Annotated in this window: 22 protein-coding genes; 10 read left to right on the top strand and 12 right to left on the bottom strand. The window is 70.0% G+C overall.

What is annotated here, in order from left to right; all coding sequences use genetic code 11:
* Positions 1–90: 90 nt before the first annotated feature.
* Positions 91–882, top strand: coding sequence for a GNAT family N-acetyltransferase (locus tag ACFYZ8_RS06365; protein WP_388531811.1), 792 nt, complete (start codon positions 91–93; stop codon positions 880–882).
* The gene (infA, locus tag ACFYZ8_RS06360) at positions 879–1103 is read left to right on the top strand and encodes a translation initiation factor IF-1 (RefSeq protein ID WP_359038894.1); all 225 of its coding nucleotides are present in this window, start codon (positions 879–881) and stop codon (positions 1101–1103) included. Before ACFYZ8_RS06365 ends, infA begins: the two co-directional genes overlap by 4 nt.
* Positions 1104–1148: 45 nt before the next feature.
* On the opposite strand, the gene vanX is transcribed toward infA, so the two are convergent.
* The 3 genes from vanX to vanH are packed head-to-tail and all read right to left on the bottom strand — an operon-like array spanning position 1149 to position 3770.
* On the bottom strand, positions 1149–1757 hold the full coding sequence (gene vanX, locus ACFYZ8_RS06355; RefSeq protein WP_388531813.1) for a D-Ala-D-Ala dipeptidase VanX: 609 nt from the start codon (positions 1755–1757) through the stop codon (positions 1149–1151).
* Complete coding sequence (vanA, locus tag ACFYZ8_RS06350) at positions 1754–2794, bottom strand: D-alanine--(R)-lactate ligase (protein ID WP_388531815.1); 1041 nt, start codon at positions 2792–2794, stop codon at positions 1754–1756. The genes vanX and vanA overlap by 4 nt, the downstream gene beginning before the upstream one ends.
* Positions 2787–3770 (bottom strand): D-lactate dehydrogenase VanH, encoded by a 984-nt coding sequence (vanH, locus tag ACFYZ8_RS06345; RefSeq protein ID WP_388531817.1) that lies wholly within the window; start codon positions 3768–3770, stop codon positions 2787–2789. Before vanH ends, vanA begins: the two co-directional genes overlap by 8 nt.
* Before the next feature lie 168 nt (positions 3771–3938).
* Between vanH and murF the strand changes: the two genes are divergently transcribed.
* Positions 3939–5294: a UDP-N-acetylmuramoyl-tripeptide--D-alanyl-D-alanine ligase gene (gene murF, locus ACFYZ8_RS06340; protein ID WP_388531819.1), complete on the top strand. Its 1356-nt coding sequence runs from the start codon at positions 3939–3941 to the stop codon at positions 5292–5294.
* Positions 5295–5372: 78 nt separating this feature from the next.
* On the opposite strand, the gene ACFYZ8_RS06335 is transcribed toward murF, so the two are convergent.
* Positions 5373–6521: a lipid II:glycine glycyltransferase FemX gene (locus ACFYZ8_RS06335; protein ID WP_388531821.1), complete on the bottom strand. Its 1149-nt coding sequence runs from the start codon at positions 6519–6521 to the stop codon at positions 5373–5375.
* Between the two features lie 207 nt (positions 6522–6728).
* On the opposite strand from ACFYZ8_RS06335, the gene ACFYZ8_RS06330 reads away from it, so the two are divergent.
* The 4 genes from ACFYZ8_RS06330 (at position 6729) to ACFYZ8_RS06315 (ending at position 9385) form a co-directional block, all read left to right on the top strand.
* On the top strand, positions 6729–7238 hold the full coding sequence (locus ACFYZ8_RS06330; protein ID WP_359038884.1) for a SigE family RNA polymerase sigma factor: 510 nt from the start codon (positions 6729–6731) through the stop codon (positions 7236–7238).
* Between the two features lie 60 nt (positions 7239–7298).
* Positions 7299–8012, top strand: coding sequence for a hypothetical protein (locus ACFYZ8_RS06325; protein ID WP_388531823.1), 714 nt, complete (start codon positions 7299–7301; stop codon positions 8010–8012).
* Between the two features lie 108 nt (positions 8013–8120).
* Entirely contained in the window at positions 8121–8666 is a 546-nt protein-coding gene (locus ACFYZ8_RS06320) for a SigE family RNA polymerase sigma factor (RefSeq protein WP_359038880.1), read from the top strand.
* Positions 8663–9385 (top strand): hypothetical protein, encoded by a 723-nt coding sequence (locus tag ACFYZ8_RS06315; RefSeq protein ID WP_359038878.1) that lies wholly within the window; start codon positions 8663–8665, stop codon positions 9383–9385. Before ACFYZ8_RS06320 ends, ACFYZ8_RS06315 begins: the two co-directional genes overlap by 4 nt.
* A gap of 111 nt (positions 9386–9496) precedes the next feature.
* Here ACFYZ8_RS06315 and ACFYZ8_RS06310 read toward each other — a convergent pair whose 3' ends face one another.
* The 3 genes from ACFYZ8_RS06310 to ACFYZ8_RS06300 all read right to left on the bottom strand — a co-directional run bounded on the left by ACFYZ8_RS06310 (position 9497) and on the right by ACFYZ8_RS06300 (position 14156).
* Positions 9497–11491: a right-handed parallel beta-helix repeat-containing protein gene (locus ACFYZ8_RS06310; protein ID WP_388531824.1), complete on the bottom strand. Its 1995-nt coding sequence runs from the start codon at positions 11489–11491 to the stop codon at positions 9497–9499.
* A 107-nt stretch (positions 11492–11598) separates the two neighbouring features.
* Positions 11599–12417 (bottom strand): SAM-dependent methyltransferase, encoded by an 819-nt coding sequence (locus tag ACFYZ8_RS06305; protein WP_388531826.1) that lies wholly within the window; start codon positions 12415–12417, stop codon positions 11599–11601.
* A gap of 239 nt (positions 12418–12656) precedes the next feature.
* The gene (locus ACFYZ8_RS06300) at positions 12657–14156 is read right to left on the bottom strand and encodes an FG-GAP and VCBS repeat-containing protein (protein ID WP_388531828.1); all 1500 of its coding nucleotides are present in this window, start codon (positions 14154–14156) and stop codon (positions 12657–12659) included.
* Between the two features lie 335 nt (positions 14157–14491).
* On the opposite strand from ACFYZ8_RS06300, the gene ACFYZ8_RS06295 reads away from it, so the two are divergent.
* Positions 14492–15325, top strand: a complete 834-nt coding sequence (locus ACFYZ8_RS06295) for a PIG-L family deacetylase (protein ID WP_359038870.1) — start codon at positions 14492–14494, stop codon at positions 15323–15325.
* 159 nt (positions 15326–15484) lie between these two features.
* Here the strand turns inward: ACFYZ8_RS06295 and ACFYZ8_RS06290 are convergent, their stop codons facing one another.
* Positions 15485–15619, bottom strand: coding sequence for a hypothetical protein (locus ACFYZ8_RS06290; RefSeq protein ID WP_388531830.1), 135 nt, complete (start codon positions 15617–15619; stop codon positions 15485–15487).
* A gap of 17 nt (positions 15620–15636) precedes the next feature.
* Between ACFYZ8_RS06290 and ACFYZ8_RS06285 the strand changes: the two genes are divergently transcribed.
* Positions 15637–16605, top strand: a complete 969-nt coding sequence (locus tag ACFYZ8_RS06285) for a hypothetical protein (RefSeq protein WP_388531832.1) — start codon at positions 15637–15639, stop codon at positions 16603–16605.
* A gap of 104 nt (positions 16606–16709) precedes the next feature.
* On the opposite strand, the gene ACFYZ8_RS06280 is transcribed toward ACFYZ8_RS06285, so the two are convergent.
* Complete coding sequence (locus ACFYZ8_RS06280; protein ID WP_359038932.1) at positions 16710–17063, bottom strand: VOC family protein; 354 nt, start codon at positions 17061–17063, stop codon at positions 16710–16712.
* Between the two features lie 282 nt (positions 17064–17345).
* On the opposite strand from ACFYZ8_RS06280, the gene ACFYZ8_RS06275 reads away from it, so the two are divergent.
* On the top strand, positions 17346–17735 hold the full coding sequence (locus ACFYZ8_RS06275; RefSeq protein WP_388531834.1) for a hypothetical protein: 390 nt from the start codon (positions 17346–17348) through the stop codon (positions 17733–17735).
* A gap of 341 nt (positions 17736–18076) precedes the next feature.
* On the opposite strand, the gene ACFYZ8_RS06270 is transcribed toward ACFYZ8_RS06275, so the two are convergent.
* The 3 genes from ACFYZ8_RS06270 to ACFYZ8_RS06260 form a co-directional block, all read right to left on the bottom strand.
* Positions 18077–18499, bottom strand: coding sequence for a hypothetical protein (locus ACFYZ8_RS06270; protein ID WP_388531836.1), 423 nt, complete (start codon positions 18497–18499; stop codon positions 18077–18079).
* A gap of 266 nt (positions 18500–18765) precedes the next feature.
* Positions 18766–20490, bottom strand: a complete 1725-nt coding sequence (locus ACFYZ8_RS06265) for a GMC oxidoreductase (RefSeq protein ID WP_388531838.1) — start codon at positions 20488–20490, stop codon at positions 18766–18768.
* A gap of 298 nt (positions 20491–20788) precedes the next feature.
* Positions 20789–21667: an alpha/beta fold hydrolase gene (locus ACFYZ8_RS06260; protein ID WP_388531840.1), complete on the bottom strand. Its 879-nt coding sequence runs from the start codon at positions 21665–21667 to the stop codon at positions 20789–20791.
* Positions 21668–22045 lie beyond the last annotated feature (378 nt).

Below are 22045 nucleotides of genomic sequence, written 5' to 3'. Positions count from 1 at the left end.
GGGTGCTCCCTCAACCCGTCACGGTCCGGCGGCTGACATCCGGTGTCGCCAGGAGCGCCTGAGACCGAGGCACTCCTGGAGGAGGCTCCGATGAACACAACGCCTTTCACCTCTGGCCTGAGCGAGAACGCGGTGATGGTCACGCGCGTCGCGGACAGGCAATGGCATGCGCTCGATGACGACCTGGTGGTCGGTCGCGGGCATGCGCAGCACCGGCCCGACGGACGCTTGTTCGTCAGCATCGACGCCTGGCACGACGCCGCCTTCGACCGGCTCGCCGAGGCGATGGTGGCGGAACTGCCGGCGCCGCTCCACACGGTGGTCGACGAAGCAGACGTCGAACTGACGGCTGCCTGGCGCCGGTCCGGGTTCACGTTCCGGCGCCGCGAGTGGGAGTACGCCGTGCCGACCGACCCGCGGGTCACAGGGCTCGACGGAGTGCTGCCACCGTCCGGCGTGACGCTCGTGCCCGCCGGTCAGGCGGACGAGGGTGTGCTGCGGGCACTGGACCGCGCGATCCGTGACGAAGTCGAGGCGACCGTCGGGTGGACGTCGATGCCCGCGGAGGTGATCGCCTTCCCCGAGGGCGACACCGTCGTCGACCCGTCGAAGTACGCGGTGGCCGCTGCGCCGGACCGCTACCTGGGGCTGATCCGGGTGGTGACGGTGATCCGGCCGCGCATCGGGCTGGTCGCGGTCCGGGCCGGCGAGCAGCGCCGCGGCATCGCGCGGGCGCTGCTGGCCCACGCCCTGGGGACGCTGCACCGCTCCGGGTTCACCGCGGCCTGGGCAGAAGTCCAGGAATCCCATCACGCGGCCTCGGCCCTGTTCCACGGCATCGGCGCTCAACCGATGAGCAGCAACCTGGAGTTGGTGCGATGACGAAGCACAAGAACGTCATCGAAGTCGAGGGCAGGGTCGTCGAGTGCCTGCGCAGCGCCATGTTCACCGTGGAACTTGAGAACGGCCACCAGGTGCTCGCGCACGTCAGCGGGAAGATCCGCAAGAACTACATCAGGATCATGCTGGAGGACCGGGTTCTGGTGGAGCTCCCGCCGTACGACCTGACACGCGGCCGGATCGTGTTCCGGTACCGCAACTGATCCTCGGGGCCCCGGTCGCGGCGTTTCCGCGACCGGGGCCCCGTCCTATGCGAGCGGGAAATCGAAGTAGGTGTCGGGATAAGGCTCGTCTCTCAGGGTGTAGTGCCACCATTCACACGCGTACGAGCCGAAGCCGCAGTCCTCCATGAGGGAACGCAGGTGTGCACGGTTCCGGGCTGCAATCCGCTCGATCCCCGTAGCTCCGTGATGGGAGACGGGGTCCATGAGGTCGTGACCGCCGCCCATGGCGGCGAGTTCGCCGGAGCCCAGGTGATACAGCGTCACATCAACGGTGCTGCCCCGGCTGTGGCCTGACCTGGCGGCCACGTATCCCCTCTCGAACATCTCGGCTCGGTCGATGTGCGGATAATGCCGTGGCTTCGTCCGTCCGTCCTCCGGCTGCTGCGACCAGCGGACGAAGCAGTCCACGGCGCGTTGGGGACGGTAGCCGTCCCAGAGCAGCAGGCCGAAGCCGAGGGACCTGGCCTTGTCCTGCGCTCTTTCCAGAGCCGCACACAAGGCCTTGGTACCGGCGACGCGATTCGCCAGGTAGCCGTCCACCGGCTTGCCGGTGAAATTGTCCCAGGTGGCGTACTTGGCGTCCCAGCGTATTCCGGGGACGAGTTCGTCGACGAAGACGAAGTCCTCGTTCACCGAAGTGCCCGCTGCAGTGCCAGGGACACCAGCCGGTCGAGCACTTCGGTGAGCGGCAGACCGGCGGCCGCCATCATCCTCGGATAGCGGCTGTACGAGGTCATACCGGGAAACGTGTTGACCTCGTTGAGGACCACTTCGCCGTCCTCCTTGAGAAACATGTCCACCCGCGAAAGACCCTGGCAGCCCAGGGCGCGGTAGACGGCCTTGGCCTTCTCCACCACGAGCGCTCGCGTCTCCTCCGGAATGTCGGCGGGAACGATCGCCACGGAGTTGTCGGATCCGGTCTCGGGCCGGTCCTCCTGATGGATCCTGAAGAAACCGTGGGAGAGCGCGATGTGGTCCACCTGCCCGGCGAGCAGGTCCGTCTCGTTCCCGAGGAGGGCGCATCCGATCTCGCTGCCGACGACGACCTCTTCGATCAGCACCTTGGAGTCGTACTGCCGGGCCGTTTCCACCGCAGTCAGGAGCTCCTCTTTCCGGGCCACCTTGGTGACACCGAAGGACGACCCCGAACGTGCCGGCTTCACGAAGACGGGATAGGTGATCTGGTCGGGATCGATCTTGTCGTCCCCCAGAACGGTCCAGTGGTTCGGCGTAAGGATTCCCGCGTTCCCGGCGACGAGGTAGGCGAGGGACTTGTCCATGCACAGCGCGGAGCTCGGGATGTCGCAGCCGATGTAGGGGATGCCGGAGAGTTCCAGGAGCCCCTGCATCGCGCCGTCCTCGCCGAGCCTGCCGTGCAGCACCGGCAGTACCACGTCCAGGGCGATCGACTCGTACCGTCCTTGGTCCAGGACGAGCAGTCCGCGGGTGGTCCGCTCCGGTGACAGTACGACCGGGTGGCAGTCGCCCTTCTCCCAGTCCGTGCCGGGCCCGTCGCAGAGCCTCCACTCACCGGTCCGCGTGATCCCGATGTAGAACGGCTCGTACTTCTCGAGGTCGAGATGGCGCGCGACCTCCCGGGCGGACTTGACGGAGACGGGGTGCTCCTCGGAGCAGCCGCCGAATATGACGCCGACCTTCAGCCTAGCCATGCCGATTCCCTCTCTCGAATTTCAGGCAGTTGGTGATGGAGTTCTCGACCGTGTCGATCAGAGCGTGGTCCGTGTAGTACGCGGTGTGCGGAGTGATGAGCACGTTCGGCATCTCCTGCAGCCGCAGCAGTGCTTTGCTCTCGATGTGTCTGTCGCGGCAGTCCGCGTAGAAGATTCCTTCTTCTCTCTCGATGACATCCAGAGCCGCTCCGCCCAGCCGGCCCCCCTCCAGCGCCGAAACGAGGGCTTCGGTGTCGATCAGGGACCCGCGTCCGGTATTGATGACGAAGGCGCCGTGCTTCATCAGTTCGAGCCGTCGGCGGTCGAGGAGATGGTGCGTCTTCGGGGTGAGCGGCGCGTGGAGCGTCACGATGTCGCTCTGCCGCAGCAAGTCATCGAGGGGGACGTAGTCGCCGGACGCCTTGGGTCGGCGGTCATGGGAGAGTATGCGACCGCCGAAACCCCGCAGCCTTTCGATGACAGCCGTGCCGATGCGTCCTGTTCCGACGACCCCGACGGTCAGGTCGCGCAGTTCCTTCCCGCGCACCTCGTTCAGCCGGTAGTCGTGACGGTCCGAGCGGCGGACCGTGGTTTTCGCGTTCCGCACCGCCATCAGCATCAGCATCAGGGTGTAGTCGGCCACGCTGTCGGGGGAGTAGGCGACGTTCTCGACGGACATGCCGAGGCTTTCCGCGTATTCCACGTCGATGTGGTCGCAGCCGATGCTCCGCGTGGAGATGTAGGTGACGCCGACCCGACTGAGGGCGAGGAGCGCGGAATTGGGGACGCGGGTCTTGTGGCCCACGCTGACGCACCGATTCCCGACGGCGAGGCCGGTGTTGTCCTCGGATACGGCCGCGTCCGTGACGGTAGTGGTGACGCCGAAACGGAATGCCATCTCACGGAAGAGCGCGGCCTCGTCCTGCCCACATCCGTAGACAGTGATCCCCGTTCGGACTGATTCGCTGTGAGGCATGCCGACAGCCAAGGCGACGGACTGTTGCCCGGGCGTATGCGGTTTTCGATACGCCGACGATATGCAACAGGCCGGTAGCGTCCAGCACATGGCTGAGTTGACCGCCCATTCCTTTCCCCGTTTCCCACTCCCGTTCTGCCAGGCCCGAGAGAACCGCGAGACCTCGGCGTGATTCCGCTGAGTGTCGAAGAGATCGCCGCGATCGTCGGGGGGACGATCTCGGGCGACGGTTCCGTGAACGTCACCGCCCCGGCCGTGCTCGACAGCCGGCAGGCCGAACCGGGCAGTCTGTTCGTCGCCTTCGCAGGCGAGCACGCCGACGGCCACGACTACGCCGGGCAGGCAGGCCGGGCCGGCGCCGTGGCTGTGCTCGGGTCCCGGCCCACGCCGCTGCCCACAGTCGTCGTCGCGGACACCCAGGCCGCGTTGCAGGCGCTTGCCACCCATGTCGTGGCCCGACTGCGCGACGGACTGACCGTTGTCGGGGTGACCGGCTCGCAGGGCAAGACCAGTACCAAGGACCTGCTGGCGGCCGTGCTGTCGAGCGCAGGGCCGACGACCGCCACGTTCGGCTCGTTCAACAACGAGCTCGGTGTTCCGCTCACCATGCTGCGCGCCGACGCGACCACCCGGTTCCTCGTCCTGGAGATGGGAGCCCGCCACGTCGGCGACGTCGCCCGGCTCACGGGCCTGGCCGCGCCCGACATCGCCGTCGTCCTCAGCGTCGGCCAGGCCCACCTCGGCACCTTCGGATCACGTGCGGCCATCGCCGAGGCCAAGGGCGAACTCGTCCAGGGGCTGGCGCCCGGCGGCACAGCCGTGCTCAACGCCGACGATCCCAGGGTGGTCGCGATGCGCTCGCTCACCGACGGCCCGGTGCTGACCTTCGGCCGGGCGGAGCACGCCGACGTGCGGGCGATCGGCCTGACTCTGGACCGGCTCGGCCGGCCGTCCTTCACCCTGCGGACCGGCGACGGCTCGACTCCCGTCGCGCTGCCGCATGTGGGCGCCCACCAGGCACTCAACGCGTCGGCCGCCGCGGCCGCGGGCCTGGTGGCCGGCGTACCCCTGGAGATGGCCCCGGCGGCGCTGGCCTCCGCCTCGCTGTCGCGGTGGCGCATGGAGCTGCGCGATCTCGGCGCCGGCGTGAGGTTGCTCAACGACTCCTACATCGCCAACCCGGACTCGACCCGGGCGGCCCTGGACGCGCTGGCCGCGATCGAGGGCGGGCGCCGCGTCGCCGTCCTCGGCGAGATGCTGGAGCTCGGCGACGGCAGCGAGGCCGAGCACCGCGCCGTCGGGCAGTACGCCGCCTCCCGGGCGGACCTGGTGGTCGCGGTCGGTGAGGCAGCGGTGCCGATCGCCGAGGGCGCGGGTGAGCGGGCGGTGGTGCTGGCCGACAACGACACGGCCGTCGTATGGCTGCGAGACCACCTGGCCGCCGACGACGTGGTGCTCGTCAAGGCATCCCGCGGGGCGCGCCTCGACGAAGTGGCCGCCGCGCTCGCGCAGTTCGGCGGGTGAGCCGGAGGAGTCACGCCGCGCCGTCGCCGTACAACTACCTGGTCACCGTCGTCCGGACGGCCTTCGGGAGGTCCGCGTTCATCGCCCGCGCCGCGTGAGGTAGAGGTCGAAAGCCCGGTAGACCAGCGGCCGCAGCGGCAGGTCCCATTCGCCGACGTACCTCACCGCCTGACCACCGGCACCGACCTTGAACTGGATCAGCCCGGCGTGCGGGTCGTCGGGGTCGAGGGTGGGTGTGATGCCGCGCAGGTCGTAGACGTCACAGCCGGCCGCCAGCGAGTCCCGGATCATCGCCCACTGGCAGGCGTTGGAGCCGCGCACTTCACGTTTTCGGGTCGAGGAGGCACCGTAGGCGTACCACGCGTGCGCGCCGACCCGCACGAGGATGGTGGCGGCGACCACGTCGCCCTGGTGGCGGGCCAGGTAGAGCCTGATCCGCCCGGGGTCCTCCGCGTTCAGCGCCGCGAACATGGTCTCGAAGTAGGGCAGCGGCCGGGGTGTGAAGTGGTCGCGCTCGGCGGTGTGGACGTACAGGTCGTGGAACACCTTCAGGTCCTCACCGACCGTGACCTCGACTCCCTCCTTGGCCGCCTTCTTGATGTTGCGGCGCCAGAGCTGGTTCATGCCCCTGAGCACGTCGTCCTCGGTCTTGCCGGCCAGCGGGATCTCGTACTTGAACTGCGGATGCCCCACCCCGAAACCGTCCCGCGGGCTCTGCGGCAACCATCCGGCGTCCCTCAGCCGGCTGGTGACACGGGCGCCGACCGGGTCGGTGCACTGCGCGGACATGTCGGTGAGCCGCTTGACGCCCTGGTCGGCGATGCCCTCCTTGACCTGCGCGGCGCTCCAGGTGTGCGTGCGCACCGGCGGGCCGAGCCGGATCGCGAACGCGCCGTGTGCTGTGAGATGGGCCGCCAGCGGGTCGAGCCAGGTGTCGATCTCGCCGGTCCAGTCGATGACCGGTCCCTCGGCCAGATAGGCCAGCGTGTAGCGCTCCAGCCGCGGCACCGGCCGGTGCAGGACGAGCCCGGCACCCACCAGCTGCCGGCCGTCGTACCAGCCGAGCGACTCGCCGCGCCACTCGGTCTTGACGCGGGCCCAGGCCGGCGTCTGAAGGAAGCTGACGGACCGTTGGGCCCGCACGAAGGCCAGGTGCGCGGCGGCGCTGATCGGACCGACGGTCAGACTCCCGCCCACGGCTGTGCGCGCTGATTCCCTGTAGGACATGCCGACAGCCAAGGCAGCGCGGTGTTGCCGGCCCGTATACGGATTTCGATACGTCGACGATATGCGTCGGTTCATAGCATCGAAGGCCTACGTGTGTCGTGCCGGAAACGGAGCGGCAGCCACCGCGCCCGAAATCCTGCTTCCCGGGTGGGACGTAAACCTGTGGCCACAGCGTCTTCAGAGTGTGGACGACGAACAGGATCTCGGATGAAGCGCCGGTACGAAGAGGAATTCATGGCGTTCGCCGCTGCGCGATCCGCACCTCTGTTCCGCTCCGCGTGTGTGCTCACCAGCGGTGACGTGCACCTCGCGGAGGACTTGGTGCAGGACACGCTGGGCCGCATGTATGCCAACTGGCGGAAGATCGGGCAGGTGGACGACCCGGCGGCCTACACCCACACGGTGCTCGTACGGACGTACCTGTCCTACCGCCGCCGGCGCAGCAGTTCGGAGCAGCCCACCGACACCCTGCCGGACTCCGGCGCCGCCACCGAGCACGACGCCACGCTGCGGCTCACGTTGCTCGACGCGCTCGGCCGGCTCTCCGCCCGGGACCGGGCCGTACTGCTCCTGCGCTACTGGGAGGACCGCAGCGTCGAGCAGACCGCGGCGATCCTTCAGGTCCGGCCGGGCGCGGTACGCAACCAGAGCATGCGCGCCCTCGCCAGGATCCGGGACCTTCTGGGCCACGACCTGTCCGAACTCGTCAGCCCCTGACCCCGCGGCCCCGGCATCTGCCTCGCCCTCCTCACCGACCCCCGGAAAGCGGTGACCCGCATGCCCATCGAAGAAGACTTCACCCAGGCCCTCCGCACCACCGTCCCGACCTTCGAACCGCCCCACACCTCCTCACTTGTGCAGGCCGGTATCCGCAACGGCCGGCGCAGGCGCCGCCGCCGCGCCGCGGCCGTCGGTGTGAGCGGAGCAGCCGCCCTCGCGCTGGTCGGGTTCGGCGCGGCGATCGTTCCGGGACTGCTGTCCGACGGGCGGCCGGCCGACCACCCGCTCGCCAGTCCGGCGGCCTCGGCCCAGACCGGCTCCGCCGCCGCGTCCGCCACCCCGAAGCCGACGTTCACCGGCGCACTGCCCGCCGACCACGCCCTCGCCACCCTGACCGCGCTGCTGCCGAAAGGCCTGACCCATGCGAGCCCGCCCGGCGGCGAACGCTCCGGCCAGCTGTGGATCGACGACGGCCACGGCACATCGCTGCTCGAGGTCCACGTCTCCCGGCCGGCCTCCACCACAGCGATCCGCGACCACGTCTTCGCCGGGACGACACCCCTGGCCGACGGCACCCTCATCCAGACCCGGCAGGCACCACCCGGAACCGACCCCGGCCACGAGACGGTGAACCTCCTGCGTCCCGACGGGCTCTACCTCACCCTCATGCAGTGGCAGGCACCGAGCCAGGACACCCCCTCGACCCGAACCACGCCGATCCTGACACCGGCTCAACTGCGGGCCATCGCGGCCAGCCCGCGGTGGCGGTGACGCGCGACGCCGAAAGCCCCGACGGCGCCGGAACCGAGAAAGTCCGAACGGCAGGGCAGTCGAACTCCCTCCCGGACCCGTCTTTACAGGGGAACGAGGGAGGGCACTTTGAACGCCGACGAGGAACGACAGTTCCGCGAGTTCGTTGCGGCGCGGTCGAGATCGCTGCTGCATACGGCATACCTGCTGACCGGGGACTGGGAGCAGGGCCGGGACCTGCTCCAGACCGCGCTGGCCTCCACCGCCCGGCGCTGGTCGAAACTGCGCGACCGGGAGCAGCCGGAGATCTATGTGCGCCGGGCGCTCTACCACGCCCAGGTGGACCGCTTCCGGCTCCTCAGCTGGGGGCGGGAGACGGTCACGGACACCTTGCCGGACCAACCGTCCGGGCAGGGCGCGGACTTGGCCGAAGGCGTCGTCCAGCGGCAGGACATCATGGCCGCGCTGCGGCGGCTGCCCAAGCGCCAGCGCGCGGTGATCGTGCTGCGCTATTTCGAGGACCGGCCGGACCACGAGATCGCCACGATTCTGGGGGTGGCCCAGGGGACGGTTCGAAGTCAGACCTACAAGGCCCTCGCCTCCCTGCGCGCCACCCTGGCCGAGGCAGGGCACGCGGCCTCCTCCACTGCCTCCGGAAGGGGCGTCATCGCATGAACGACTCGACCGAGAACCCGCTGCGCGACACGCTCTTGCACGATGCCCTGCACGCCCATGTGGGGGAGGCCGGCGGTGACGCCGGGGCCCATCTGGTCGGTCTGGCCGACGGCGCGTTGCGGGTCGCCCGACGTCGGCAGCGGCTGGCACGGGTGGGCGTCGGTCTCGTCGCCGCCGCCGCGGTCACCACCGCCTGGGTGGCCGTCGCGGACGACGCGCCCTCCCGCGCTCACGTGGTCCAGCCCGCCGGAAGGGACGACTCCGGCGCGACAGGGAAGGCGGCCCCGGTCTCCCTCCTGCCGGTCACCTCGATCACGGAGCACGCGTGCACCGCGGCCGACGTCGGCTACACCGTGCACACGATCGAGGACAAAAGGACGCTGTGTGTCCGGGTCGACCGGGCCCGCGGCATGACCGATGTCCGTGTCACCTCGGCGAAGGCCGAGAAAAGCGCCGTCGACGGGACCTGGCAGGTCGTGGGAACCCTCAGCCCCGCCGACCGGACCCGTTTCGCCTCACTGACCGGCTCCCTCGCGTCCGCCCCCGCCCCGCGCAACGAATTCGCCATCGTCATCGACGGCAAGCTCTGGAGCAACCCGTACGTGTCCTCCTCGATCACCGGCGGCCGTTTCGCAATCGCCGAGTCCTACATCGAGCACCTCACCAGCACCACCGCCCACGACCTCGCTCATCGGCTGGACCCGGGCAGTGCGGGATAGCCGAGGGAGTCGTCCGAGGCCCGGACGTCAGAGGATGCGGCCACCGTTTCCCCCGCGCCGGCCGGGATCCTGGCGGCCACTCCGTGCGACACCGTGGCACTCGCCGTTCCGTCAGGGCATGCCCAGGCGCTGGCGGTAGGACGGGAGGGGGCCGGCGTTCGCCAGGACCGCGGCACAGGCGGAGTCGGCGGCGCAGGCCCGGCCGGGGTCGCGAGGCGGCAGCAGGGTGTTGTCGGCGAAGGCCAGACGGTGGGGATCGCCGCAACCTTCCTCCGGCTTCTGCTTGTTGGCCGGGGGCCACGCTCCGGGGAAGTCCCGCCGTCCGACCCATTCGGGTACGGCGTCGTCCCAGAAGTTGCCGCGGTAGCGCACGTTCTGGACGGGGCGGCCGCCCCATTCCTCGCTGCAACCCCCGATGGAGGCGACGTAGTCGTAGACCGTGTTGCGGTCCACAGTGGCCCAGTTGGTGCTGTCGTCGGTGTAGATCCCGACGTTCCAGTCGCCGTGCTTGCTGTCGGTGACGGCGTTGCCGCTGATGACGGCCCCGTCGGCGAAAGAGGTGCCCTGTTCCCCGCGCAGGTAGATGCCGCCTCCGTCCTCGAGGACCTGGTTCGTCGCGAAGACGCGGTTGTCGAGGATGCGGTTGCGGCGCATGATGCCCCGCAGGTCGTCGCTGGGCCCCGACAGGATGCCTGTGTAGGGCACGTCGTCGACCTGGTTGTGCGCGATGGTGGTCTGCTGGGTCGCCGTGTCCCAGATGCCGGAGGCCGCGTGGTACTCCGCACCGATGCGATGGATCCAGTTGTCGGTGATCCGGTTGCCGCGGTTGGTCCCCTTCTGGGCGGGCGGGACCACCCCCATCAGGATGCCGCCGTCGGAGACGTCGCTGATGACGTTGCCGTCGACGACGTTGTGCGAGCTGTTCTCCGACAACTCCAGCGCCTGGGCGCCCAGGTGGGTGAACCGGTTGCCCTCGAAGGCGATCCGTTCGGCGGTACGGAAGGCGACCGCGCCGGGCACCGTGAGCAGTGTCGCGTCATCGCCCTTCCCGGGCCGCAGGTACATGCTCCAGGCGGAGGGAAACCCGGCGGGTTCGCTGGGCGCCAGCCAGGTGGCGTACGCGAAGGTCAGGCCACGGAAGCCGATGTCGTGCAGCGGACGGCCGGGGCGGCCGGTGCCGGTGACCAGGTTCTCCAGGACCGGGGCGATCACTTCGGCCCGGCGCATGTCCTCCCCGGGCCGCGGGAGGTAGAGCAACGCGTGGTGCCCGGGCCGCGAGCGGTCGAGATACCAGCTGCCGGGCCTGCCTGCGAAGCTGGGGGAGTTCTCCACACTGCTCGGCGCTTCGAGCAACTCCGTGCCCCCGTACAGCTCTTGGGCCAGACTCCAGCACGGCTGGTCCATGGTGATGCTCGTCCGGCGGCCGCTCGCGGAGACACCCGCGACTCCGCAGCGGCCCTCGAGATAGCCGGCTCGGTAGACGAACTCGATGTCACCCGGGTTCCGCCAGGTCCGGGGGACGGCACTGGCGGTGACGTAACCGGTCCTGGTCGCCTTCAGCCCGCCCGGGAAGCCGACACCGCCCCGCGTGAGGCGCGTGGCGCGCCGGTCGTCGACGTAGAGCTGCCGGGTCTCGAGGCCGCCCACGTCCGCGCGCCAGTAGCCCGTGAGTCGTTCGTCCGGCCGCCACCGGGAGATCTGGCGGCCGCCACTGATCGTCACCCGCTCCTGTCGCGGTGTCCCGTGGCCGTAGGCCTGGTAGATCACCCGGTGTCCGCCCCGGCCGGAGTCCCCCGCGGTCTCCGAAAGGCGCAGCGGCGCCCTGAGGCGGTACGTCCCACCGCGGAGGTTGACGACCAGGTCCGAGGTCATCCGCGGAACCCGGGCGCGTACGGCTTGCTGCGCGCGGGCGGGTGTGGCGAACGGCCGGTCCAGAGTGCCGGGCCAGAAGTCCTTGCCCCAGGGAGCGACGTACAGCTGACCGGCAGCCGCCTGCGGTTGCGGCAGGGCCGCCGCCGAAGACGGCACGGCCGCCACCGAGAGCCCGATCGCCACCGCCGCCCGCGTCGCGACGCGTGCCCTTGCCCGTGTACGGAACAACGCCATGCTGCCTCCTCGCTGTACGGAGTTCCACCGTGGGGCAGCACGAGAGGGTGCGCAGTCGTCCTGAGGTAGAGGCCTCGTCGACCAAAGTCGCTGTCGTCGGCCGGTGCTCAGGGTTTGCGGGCGAGGGCGGCGGCGATGAGGTGCTCCCAGACCGTCAGTTGGCGTTCTCCGCTGTCGTTCCAAGGGGTGGCGGTCTGGTCGGGGCGCCAGAGGGGGGCGGGGACGATGCCGGGGGCGAGGATCTCCAGGCCGTCGAGCAGGGCGGCGATCTCCGCGTCGGTGCGCCACCGGCCGCGGCCGAAGGTCTGCTGCAGGACCTTCTCGGCCTCCTGCGTCTCCGCGTTGTTGCCGGAGCGGAAGTGGCTGACGAAGAAGTAGCTTCCGGAGGGCACGTTCTCGCGCCAGTAACGGACGATGCCGACCGGGTCCTCGTCGTCGTTGACGTGGTGAAGGATCGCACTGAACATGACCGCGACAGGCCGGGTGAAGTCGATCAGGGCCAGGGTGTCGGGGTGGTTGCGGATGCCTTCGGGGTTGCGTACGTCGACCGCGACGACCCGGGTCCGTTCGTCCTTCTCCAGCAGCGCCCGGCCGTGCACCAGGACCTGGGGGTCGATGTCGACGTAGAGGACCCGGGTGTCGGGGTCGTGCCGCTGCGCGACCTGGTGGACGTTGTCGGCGGTCGGCAGGCCACTGCCCAGGTCGATGAACTGCCGGATGCCGGTGGTCTTCACGATCTCCCCGACCGCGCGGGTCAGCGCGGCGCGGTTGGCGTAGGCGATGGCCACCGAGCCGGGCAGGTCCCGCTTGAACACGTCACCGATCTCTCGGTCCACGGCGTAGTTGTCCTTGCCGCCCAGCAAGTAGTCGTACACACGGGCGATGCTGGGCTTGGACGGGTCGATGGAGGAGCCTTCGTACGTCATGACGGCCATTTTCCCTGCAACTTCGCCTGCTGACCATGGTTTTGGGATGCTGGGAGGTCCCTCTTGCGGGTGGCTCGGCCGTGTGCGGGGCCTCGCCGCCGGTGCCCAGGCCGATCGCTCCGCCGGCGTACCTCTGCCCGCCCACGGTCGCAGAGGGGCCGGGCCCCTCACCGTCGCGCCCGAGGGGGCGGTCGATCGGCCAGGGGCCCGGCGTGACATGGCTCCGGGACGAACGGCGGCTAGTCGGCGAAGAGCGCGCCGAACTGCGGGGTGCCCGAGGTGGAGACGCCCACCGCGGTCACGGACAGGGCACGGGAGCCGGTCGTGCCGATCTTCGTGCCGGTGGAGGGCAGGTAGGTCACCGCTCCGTCGCCGCCGTCCTCGTACGAGCCGACGACCAGGTCGGCCTTGCCGTCGCCGTTGACGTCGTCGAGCTTGACGTCGGCGCCGAACAGGTCGTTCTTCTCGTCGGTGCCGGGGACGCCCGTCGTGTTCTGCGCGAAGGACTGCAGGCCGGTGGACGTGTTGATGCCGCTCGCCGAGCCGTACAGGACGGTGACCATGCCGGCGTTGGTGACGCTGCCGAGGTCCTCGTTCGGGGTGGAGACGACCAGGTCCTGGTAGCCGTCACCGTTGACGTCGCCCAGGTCCAGGTCCCAGCCGAAGGCGTCGCCCTTCTCCGAACTGCCGGGCACGTTCCCGGTGTCCTGGGTGATGCCGGTCGTCGAGGCGGGGCCCGACGCCGAGCCGTAGGTGATGCTGACCTTGCCGCCGTTCGCGGAGTCCGGGATGGTCCGGCCGTCGCCGGAGGTGGCGTCCCAGCCCGCGCCGGTGACGATGTCGCCGTAGCCGTCGCCGTTGATGTCGCCGATGCCGGTGACGATGCCCGGCTTGAGGGTCTTGACGCCGGCGACGCTCAGACCGCTCGTGGTGCCGGGCACGTAGTAGTTGGTGTTCCAGCCGTTCTCCGTCTGCGTCTCGTAGCCGTCGACGACGAGGTCGGTGCGGCCGTCGCCGTTCACATCGCCGGCGGTGAGCTGCTCGGGACCGTACGGGAAGCCGGACGAGCCGGGCATGATCGGAGGCTTGACGGTGTAGCGGCCTCCGGGCTGCCCGGTGGAACTGCTGAAGCCGCCCTTGTAGACGTACAGGGTGGCGGACGAGCTGCCGACGGCCAGGTCGGCCTTGCCGTCGCCGTCGAAGTCGCCGGCGGCCAGGGCGAGGCCCCAGTTGTCGTGCGAGGAGACGGCCGGGTCCGGTACGTCACTGGCCTTGCCGGTGAGGCCGCTCGCCGAGCCCCAGAGGATCGCGAGGGCGCCGCCGTCGGTGTCGGTGCCGACCTTCTCGTACGGCGAGGCCACGGCGACGTCGTCGTAGCCGTCGCCGTTGAAGTCGGCGTACGCCGTCGCGCCGCCGAACAGGTCGCCGGCCTCGGCGCTGCCGGGCACGGTGCCGGAGTTCTGGCTGATGACGGAGCGCTTGGCCGAGGTCACGCCGGTGGTGGCGCTGCCGTAGAGGGCCACGACCTGCCCGGCGTCGGCGTGACCGCTTACGGAGGCGCCGGGGGCCGAGGCCAGGACGTCGCCGATGCCGTCGCCGTTGAAGTCGGCCTTCGGGACCTTGAACGAGTCGGCGGCGGTGGCCGTCGTCGCCGAGACCGTGAGCAGACCGCCCGTGAGTGCGGCCGCGGCGGCCGTCGCGAGGGCGAGTCGCAGGCGCGGGTGGTGCAACTGGTGCATGCGGGATTCTCCTGCGGCATGCGGGGATGCCTGGCAGGCATCCGCATTGATGGGGTGCGGACCGTCCGTGTTTGCCAGGTGTTGTCCTGAGAGACACGAGCAGTTGGCGATCAAGAGACTGCTGGTGGGGCGCAAGGGTTGTACGTGACGGCAGTGGCTTTTCACGGCCCACCGGGGGCGGGCGGGGAAACGCCGACCCAGGGACACCGAGTGGCCTCGCCGGGAACAGTCGGTACGGTCGGCGCGGTTGCATCGAGCGAGGGGCCGGCGCCGCACGGATGGGGAACGCCTGCCGCGCTTCGAATCAAAACGTTGATCTGTTGGAGGACTGTTTCATGACTGACCGGCCCATGACGCTGATGGCAGTACACGCCCACCCCGACGACGAGGCCACCGGAACCGGAGGGGTGCTCGCGCGGTACGCGGCGGAAGGCATCCGCACGGTCCTCGTGACCTGTACCGACGGCAGCTGCGGTGACGGACCGGGGGGCGTCAAGCCGGGCGACCCGGGGCATGATCCGGCGGCAGTCGCCCTGCTGCGCCGGCAGGAACTCGAGGCGAGCTGTGAGGTGCTGAAGGTCAGCGATCTGGAGATGCTGGACTATGCCGACTCCGGGATGATGGGCTGGCCGAGCAACGACGCCCCCGGATCCTTCTGGCAGACCCCTGTGGAGGAAGGCGCGGCCCGACTCGCGGAACTCATGCGGCACTACCAGCCCGATGTGGTCGTCACCTATGACGAGAACGGCTTCTATGGTCACCCTGACCACATCCAGGCCCATCGCATCACGATGGCGGCGCTGGAGATGACCGAGCTGACGCCGAAGGTGTACTGGACCACGATTCCCCGCTCGGGGATGAAGCGGTTCGGCGAGATCATGCGCGAGTTCCAGGAGGACATGCCGGAGCCGGATCCCGCCGAGACCGCCGCGCTGGCCGAGATCGGCCTCCCTGACGAAGAGATCACCACGTGGGTGGACACCACCGGGTTCAGCGGCCAGAAGTTCGACGCGCTGGCCGCACACGCCAGCCAGGGCGAGAACATCTTCTTCCTGCGGATGGGCAAGGAGAGGTTCGGTGAGTTGATGGGCACGGAGACGTTCGTACGGGTCCAGGACTCCACCGGCGCGGCCGTGCCCGAGAACGATCTCTTCGCCGGACTGCGCTGAGCTGTCCGTCCGGCCGAGCCGGCGACACCCCTGGACGCTCGTTGACGGGAGCCCGCCTGCCCCGGCGACGCGCCTCCAGGGGGTTGGTGACGTGAGCCCGCACGGCTCACCCGCCGACCAGCACCGCCGACCGTCCGCTGCGGGCGTGGAGCCGCGCGCTCACGGCCCGTACCCGCCGACGACGTCGGGGTCCCCTCCGTAGGCCACGAGGGCGATCTCCCGGCCGTGACTCCTGCGGTCGCCGACCGCCGTGTCGCAGGCTGCCTGTGGCGCCACACCGGTGGCCCGTGCCACAGCTCAAGGAGAGGTTCATGCCCCGACTCCCGCACCTGGCCGGTATCGCCGCGACCGCAGTCACCCTCGGCGTGCTCGCATCGGCTCCCGCATCCGCTGACGCGCCCATCGTGTCGCAGCCGCGGGTGGTTGCCCACTTCGACTTCGCCGCAGGGGAGACGCCCGAGAACATCGCGCTCGAACCCGACGGCTCCGCCGACCTGACCTTCGCTTTCGCCCGCCAGATCGCCAACGTCACCCGACACGGAGACATCCGCAGACGCGTCACCCTGCCCGCCGTCGCGAACCCGAACACCCCCATCGTGCACAACGCCATCGTTCTCGGCATCGCCCGTGCCCACGACGGCACTCTCTACGTCGACTACGCCACCGGCACCAGCAAGACCGGCATCTGGCGCATCGCCCCCGACGGCGGCAAGCCCCAGCAGATCGCGAAGCTGCCGGCGAACGGGCTGCCCAACGGCCTCGCCCTCGACGAGCACCGAGGCGTGCTCTACGCGGCCGACTCGGTGCGGGGAACCGTCTGGCGCGTGCCGGTGGCAGGAGGCGCGCGCACCGCGTGGGCCACGGCGACGGCCCTCGCCCCCGTCCCGTCCAAGACCGGCTTCGGAGCCAACGGCATCAAGGTCCACGACGGCGCCGTCTGGGTGTCCAACACCGACCGCGGGACGCTCCTGCGCATCCCCGTACGCCGAGACGGTTCCGCGGGCACCGTCGAGACCCGGGCGACCGGGCTGGACGGCATCGACGACTTCGCGTTCACCTCACGCCACCAGGACACCGTGCTCGCCGCGGTGAACGGCGCCAACCAGGTCGTCGTGGTGTGCCCGGACGGCACCCACTCCGTCGTTCTCACCCAGCAGGACGGACTCTCGAACCCGACCTCCGTGGCCGTGCACGACCGAAGGGTCTACGTCCCCAGCGCCTCGTACTTCGCCACCGAGCCGGACCCGAACCTGCTCCTGGCCCGCCTGAACCACGGATAACGTCTGACCAGGTGTGATGGAGGAGGGGCGGGCCTGCTTCGGGGCCCGCCCCTCTCACGCTCCCGCCGCTGAGGCTCTCACCTCCCTGGAGCATCCGCGTCGGATCAGTAGTACTGAACCAGGCAGAACTCGTGATCCTCCGGATCGGCCATCACGACGACCACGCCTTCGTCGTAGTCGTGCCGTTCACCGGTGAACCGGCCGCCGAGGGCGGTGACTTGGGCGACGCCCTGGTTGATGTCGTCGACCCCGATGTCGAGGTGCAGGCGTACCTTGGCGCGCTTCGGCTCGGTCACCGGCTGGAAGTTGAGGCGGGGCTGTGCGTCGCCGGGACGGCCGAGGTAGACCCAGCCGGGCCGCGACGGCATGGCCGGCCGCTCCAGCAGTGCGCTCCAGAATCCCGCGACCCGTTCCACGTCGACGCAGTCGATGGTCACTCCGATCCAGCGGTTCGTCATGCCGTCAACTCTCCCAGGTTCGCGGGACTCTCCGCGCACGTCCTCGGCCAGACTGCGGGTGGCGGGGCTGAAGACATGCGCGGTGCGTTCGCCGATCACGGACATGCCGACCGGGCTGCTTCCCACATCCGGGCCTGTGGGTGTGGCGCGGGGCACGGTGGCTCTCCTTCCGCACGAGCGCGGACGCTTGCCGAGGTCCGGGCGGGGTCCGGGCGGCGGGTCAGTGGTGGTGCGCGGCGCCGCGGACCGCGGAGGTGTGCGGGGCGGGGACGGTCTGGAGGGGTGCCTGCAGTCGGGCCTGGCTACCAGGCATTCGCGATCCTGCGCACCGCTTTCACGGTGGCGCCGATCCTCTTCGGGCTGGACAAGTTCACGAACCTGCTCGTGGACTGGCCCGCCTACCTCGCGCCCTGGCTCAACGACCTCGTCCCCGGCAGCGCGCAGGACGCCATGTACGCCGTGGGCGTGATCGAGATAGTGGCGGGTATCGCCGTGGCCCTCGCCCCCCGCTTCGGAGCCTGGCTGGTGGCCGCCTGGCTGGGCGGCATCATCGTCAACCTCCTGACCATCCCGGACTACTACGACATCGCCCTACGCGACTTCGGCCTCCTCCTCGCCGCCGTCGCACTCGCCCGCCTTGCCGAGCGCTACCACGGCAAGCGGCAGCACTGACCGCGGCGCAAGCCGTCTGTGCAGGGCCGAAAGGACCTGGGGAACTGTCCGTTCCTCGGATCGCAGCAGCGGAAGCGCAACATCGTGCAGCCGAGACGGCGGGGGAGGCCACCTTGCTCCCTCGCCGCAGTTCGCCTATTGCGAGCTGTTGCTTCCACCGTCAATCGAGCATGGTTCGTCTGCCGTCCCGGTTCCGGATATCGCCGAGGTGAGCCCAAAAGGGGCTACGGGATGATCTTGAAGAGGCATCAGGGGAGTACCCGTTGGTAGGCTCTCGGCGCTAGCTGACCTATGACAGAGATCACCTTCACCGCCGAGCAGGTGATCTTCTCCGCGGGCACCTACAACACCCAGAAGGGGCGACGGCGGGCGGCCAGGTGTTCCAAGAACGGGGCGGTCGGCCAGTTCCCGCGCCTCCTCCTCGCTCGGGACCGTGAGCGCGGCCAGCTCGAGAACCCGCGCGGCGCGGCCGGGCAGCGGCACCAGCAGTTCCCGGGCGCGGCGGCGAGGAGCTGCCAGCAGAGGGCGACTGCGCGGGCCGGGTCGGCAACGCCGCCGTGCAGGGTGCCCAAGGCCTTCCCGTACACCTCGCCCCACACGCCCAGGACCTCCTCCTGGGCCGCGCCGAGCTTGACGCCCATCAGCCGCTCGGCGATCCCCGCGGCCCGGGCCCGGTGGTAGCCGCCCGGCTGCTTCAACTGCCCGCGCAGTACGTCGGCCGCCTGGCGCAGGGGTCCCCATCCCTCGGTGTCGGCGCCGTTCATGCCCGCACCGCCGGCGGCGGATGTCCGTGGGCAAGCCGGCGGACTGCCGGGGTACGGCGGGGGTTGTGGGAGCCCGGCGGCCGGGGCGGGCTGGCAACACCGGTCTCCCTCGCCGGCACCGGTCGGTTCGGGGCGCCGGCGGACTCGTCGTCCGGCGCCGCGACCGGACCCCAGGAAGGGCCGGGGTGGAGGCGGGGCCGGGCGTCGAGCCGGGCAGCGGCCGCGTCTTTCAGGCCCCATCGGGCCTGGGCCGCTCTGCGAGGTCCTTACTCGGTCGGCTGCACCCCATGACGGACCTGGACGATCGGCAGCCGTAGCGCGGCGGGGGCGTGCTCGGGCACCACGGGACGCCGGGGGCTGACCGGGGCCAGGCGGTGGTAGGCCGAGCCCACGGGCGGCCGCTGATCGGCTTCGCCCTTGTTGGGCCACAGAGCCATAGCCCGTTCGGCCTGGGCGGTGATGGTCAGGGACGGGTTGACGCCGAGGTTGGCCGAGATCGTCGAGCCGTCGGCGACGTGCAGGCCGGGGTGGCCGTAGAGGCGGTGGTAGGGGTCGATGACCCCGGTGTCGGGCGAGTCGCCGATGGTGCAGCCCCCGATGAAGTGCGCGGTCGCCGGGGTGTTGGAGATGTCGCTGGCCGTGGCGGTGGCTGTGCCGCCGATCTTCTCGGCGACACGGCGGGCGACCTCGTTGCCCACGGGGATCCAGGTCGGGTTGGGTGGGTGGCCCTGGGAGGTGACCAGCTTGTGGCGCCCGAACCGGGTGTTCTTGCCGGAGACGGTGAGGGAGTTGTCCAGTGACTGCATCACCAGCAGCATGATCGTCTTCTCCGACCAGTGGCGTACCCACAGTGAGCCCAGGTGCCGCGGGTTGCGCGCGAGTTCCTGGACCCAGGTGACCCACCGTGGATGTGGCTTGTCGCCGTCGGTCAGGGCGGTCATCAGCAGGCCGAAGGCGTTGCTGCCCTTGGCGTAGCGGAACGGCTGGATGTGGGTGTGCTCGTCGGGGTGGATCGAGGAGGTGATCGCCACCCCGTGGCTGTAGTCGACGTCATTGCGCTTGGCCGTGGCGCCCAGGATCGCTTCGGAATTGGTCCGGGTCAACACGCCCAGCCGGCGGGAAATCCTTGGCAGTACGCCTGTGTCGCGCATACGGTGCAGGAGCTTCTGGGTGTTGTAGGTGCCCGCGGAGAACACCACTTGTTCGGCGGTGAAGGTGCGCAGGTTCCCGCGGCGCCGCGGCGAGCGGCCGCTGCGTACCGTGTCCACCGCGTATCCTCCGCCGGCCAGCGGACGCACCGCGCGCACAGTGGTCAGCGGGTGGACCTCGGCACCATTGTGTTCCGCGAGGTACAGGTAGTTCTTGTCCAGGGTGTTCTTGGCGTTGTGCGCGCAGCCGGTCCAGCACGACCCGCAGCCGATGCAGGTGTTCCGGCTCGGACCGCTGCCGCCGAAGAACGGGTCCGCGACCTCGGCACCCGGTGCGGTGCCGGGACCGCCGAAGAGCACCCCTACCGGGACGGGGTGGAAGGTCTCCTCGACCCCCATGTCCTCGGCGACTTCTTTCAGGACCTTGTCGGCCTCGGTGACCAGCGGGTTGGTGGTCACGCCGAGCATGCGCTCGGCCTGGTCGTAGTACGGCGCCAGCTCACTCTGCCAGTCGGTGATGTGCGCCCACTGAGGGTCCCTGTAGAACGGGGCCGGCGCCCTGTAGAGGGTGTTGCCGTAGATCAGGGAGCCCCCACCCACGCCGGAGGCAGCCACGAGAAACACGTCCTTGAGCCAGTACATGCGCTGTAGCCCGTAGAGGCCCAGCCGGGGCGCCCACACGGAATTGCGGGCGTCCCAGGAGGTTTTGGGGATGTCGGCGGCTTCGAAGCGCCTTCCAGCCTCCAGCACCCCGACCCGGTAGCCCTTCTCGGTCAGCCGCAGCGCGGATACCGAGCCGCCGAAGCCGGAGCCTATGACCAGCACGTCGTAGTCGTACGTCATGTCGTCAACTTCATTCCTGCCAGCTTGATTACCCAGAGCGAGATGGTCTGGGACGCGTCCCACCGCGCGAAGGACATTCCCTCGGGCGGTACGAAATTCATGAGCCGCACGTGGGCGACGGTCCGGGCCTCCGTGTACTTGAGCAGGCCGTCGGCACCGTGCCGGCGGCCCAGGCCTCGTTCACGTTCACGGTGCCGGAGCGCGGGCGGGGTCTCCTCCGCCGGTTGGGGGTACAGCCCGCCAGGTCGTCGGCCGGAGTCGCCTTGGCCTGCCGTGAGACGTGGCCGGCGAGCAGGCGTCACGCCACCGCGTTCAGCAAGTCCGCCAGGATGTCGGGCCGTTCCAGTGCGATGAAGTGGCCGGCTCTCCGCACCTGGGTGAAGTCGGCGGCCGGCAGCAGTCGCCTGTTGGCCTCCCGGTCCGAGGGCCGGGACCAGTCCTTCTCGCCGTAGACGAGGTGGACGGGGGCCTTGACCTCGGGGTAGCGGGAGCGGGCCGCGATGAGGCTGGGCAGCGCCTGGTACACGCTCCGGGCGACGGTCGGGTAGCCGGGACGCCGGCCCACCTGGAGGAGCTCGTCCACGTAGTCGTCCCGCAGGGCGCTCTTGTCGCCCAGGCCGCCCTGAAGGATCTTGCGCATGACGGGCTTGGGCTGCACTCCGGCGATCACGGGGCCCACTCCGGGGGCGAGGACGCCGCTGACCACCACGCGGGCGAGGAGGCTGGAGCGGGCGATCCCACCGGCGAAGTCGTACGTGTTCACCGCGACCACGCGTCGTACCCGCTCCGGCAGATCGGCCGCGGTGGTCAGGGCGAGCACCGCGCCCATGGACTCCCCGACCAACGTCACGTCGGTGAGGTCGAGTTCGGTGAGGAGCCGCTCGACACCGGCGCGCATCGTCGGCTCGTCGTACGACGCCCCGGGCACGATCTCGGAGTAGCCCATCCCCGGGAGGTCGAGGGCGTACACCGTGTACTGGTCGGCGATGAGCGGGATGAGGGAGCGGTAGTGCTCGGCCTGGGTGCGCACGGTGTGCAGCAGGACCAGGGGAGCGCCGGTGCCCGCCTTGAGGTAGCGCAGCGTGCCCTCGTGGCTGTTGCGCCCTGCGCGGGGGGCGAGGGTGTGGGTGGTGGTCCCGGGGACGGTGATCGTGGGACGTGCATTCTGACTGGGCATCTCGCCGACTCCTGGTGTGTGAACCGCTGAGAGGACGGGGGTACGGTCCGGTGGTACCGATCGGTTTCCAACATCATAAACCGATCGGTTTCCAGGCGCGCAACCCCTTATCAAGTACTGCGGGTCGGCTTCACTCTTTCTCCACGGTCGCGAGGCGGTGGCCGAGTGTGCGCGAGCGACACAGCGGGGGTAAGCACGGCACGCCGTCGTCATCGGCCACGATCACGTCACCGCGCCGGACGGTGATGCCGGCGACCACGGCGGGCGCGGCCACTGGGCCGGGCCGGCCTTCACTGCACCCTGCGCCGCGTCCCCTCGCGAACAGACAGGGAAGCCCAATGCCGTCAGCCCGGACGGACCATGTGGTACTGCGCGGTC

Source organism: Streptomyces sp. NPDC001668 (genome assembly GCF_042893155.1).
In the GTDB taxonomy this organism is placed as follows: domain Bacteria; phylum Actinomycetota; class Actinomycetes; order Streptomycetales; family Streptomycetaceae; genus Streptomyces.
Note: the sequence above shows the minus strand (reverse complement) of the source record. Positions and strands in the feature narration are given on the sequence as shown.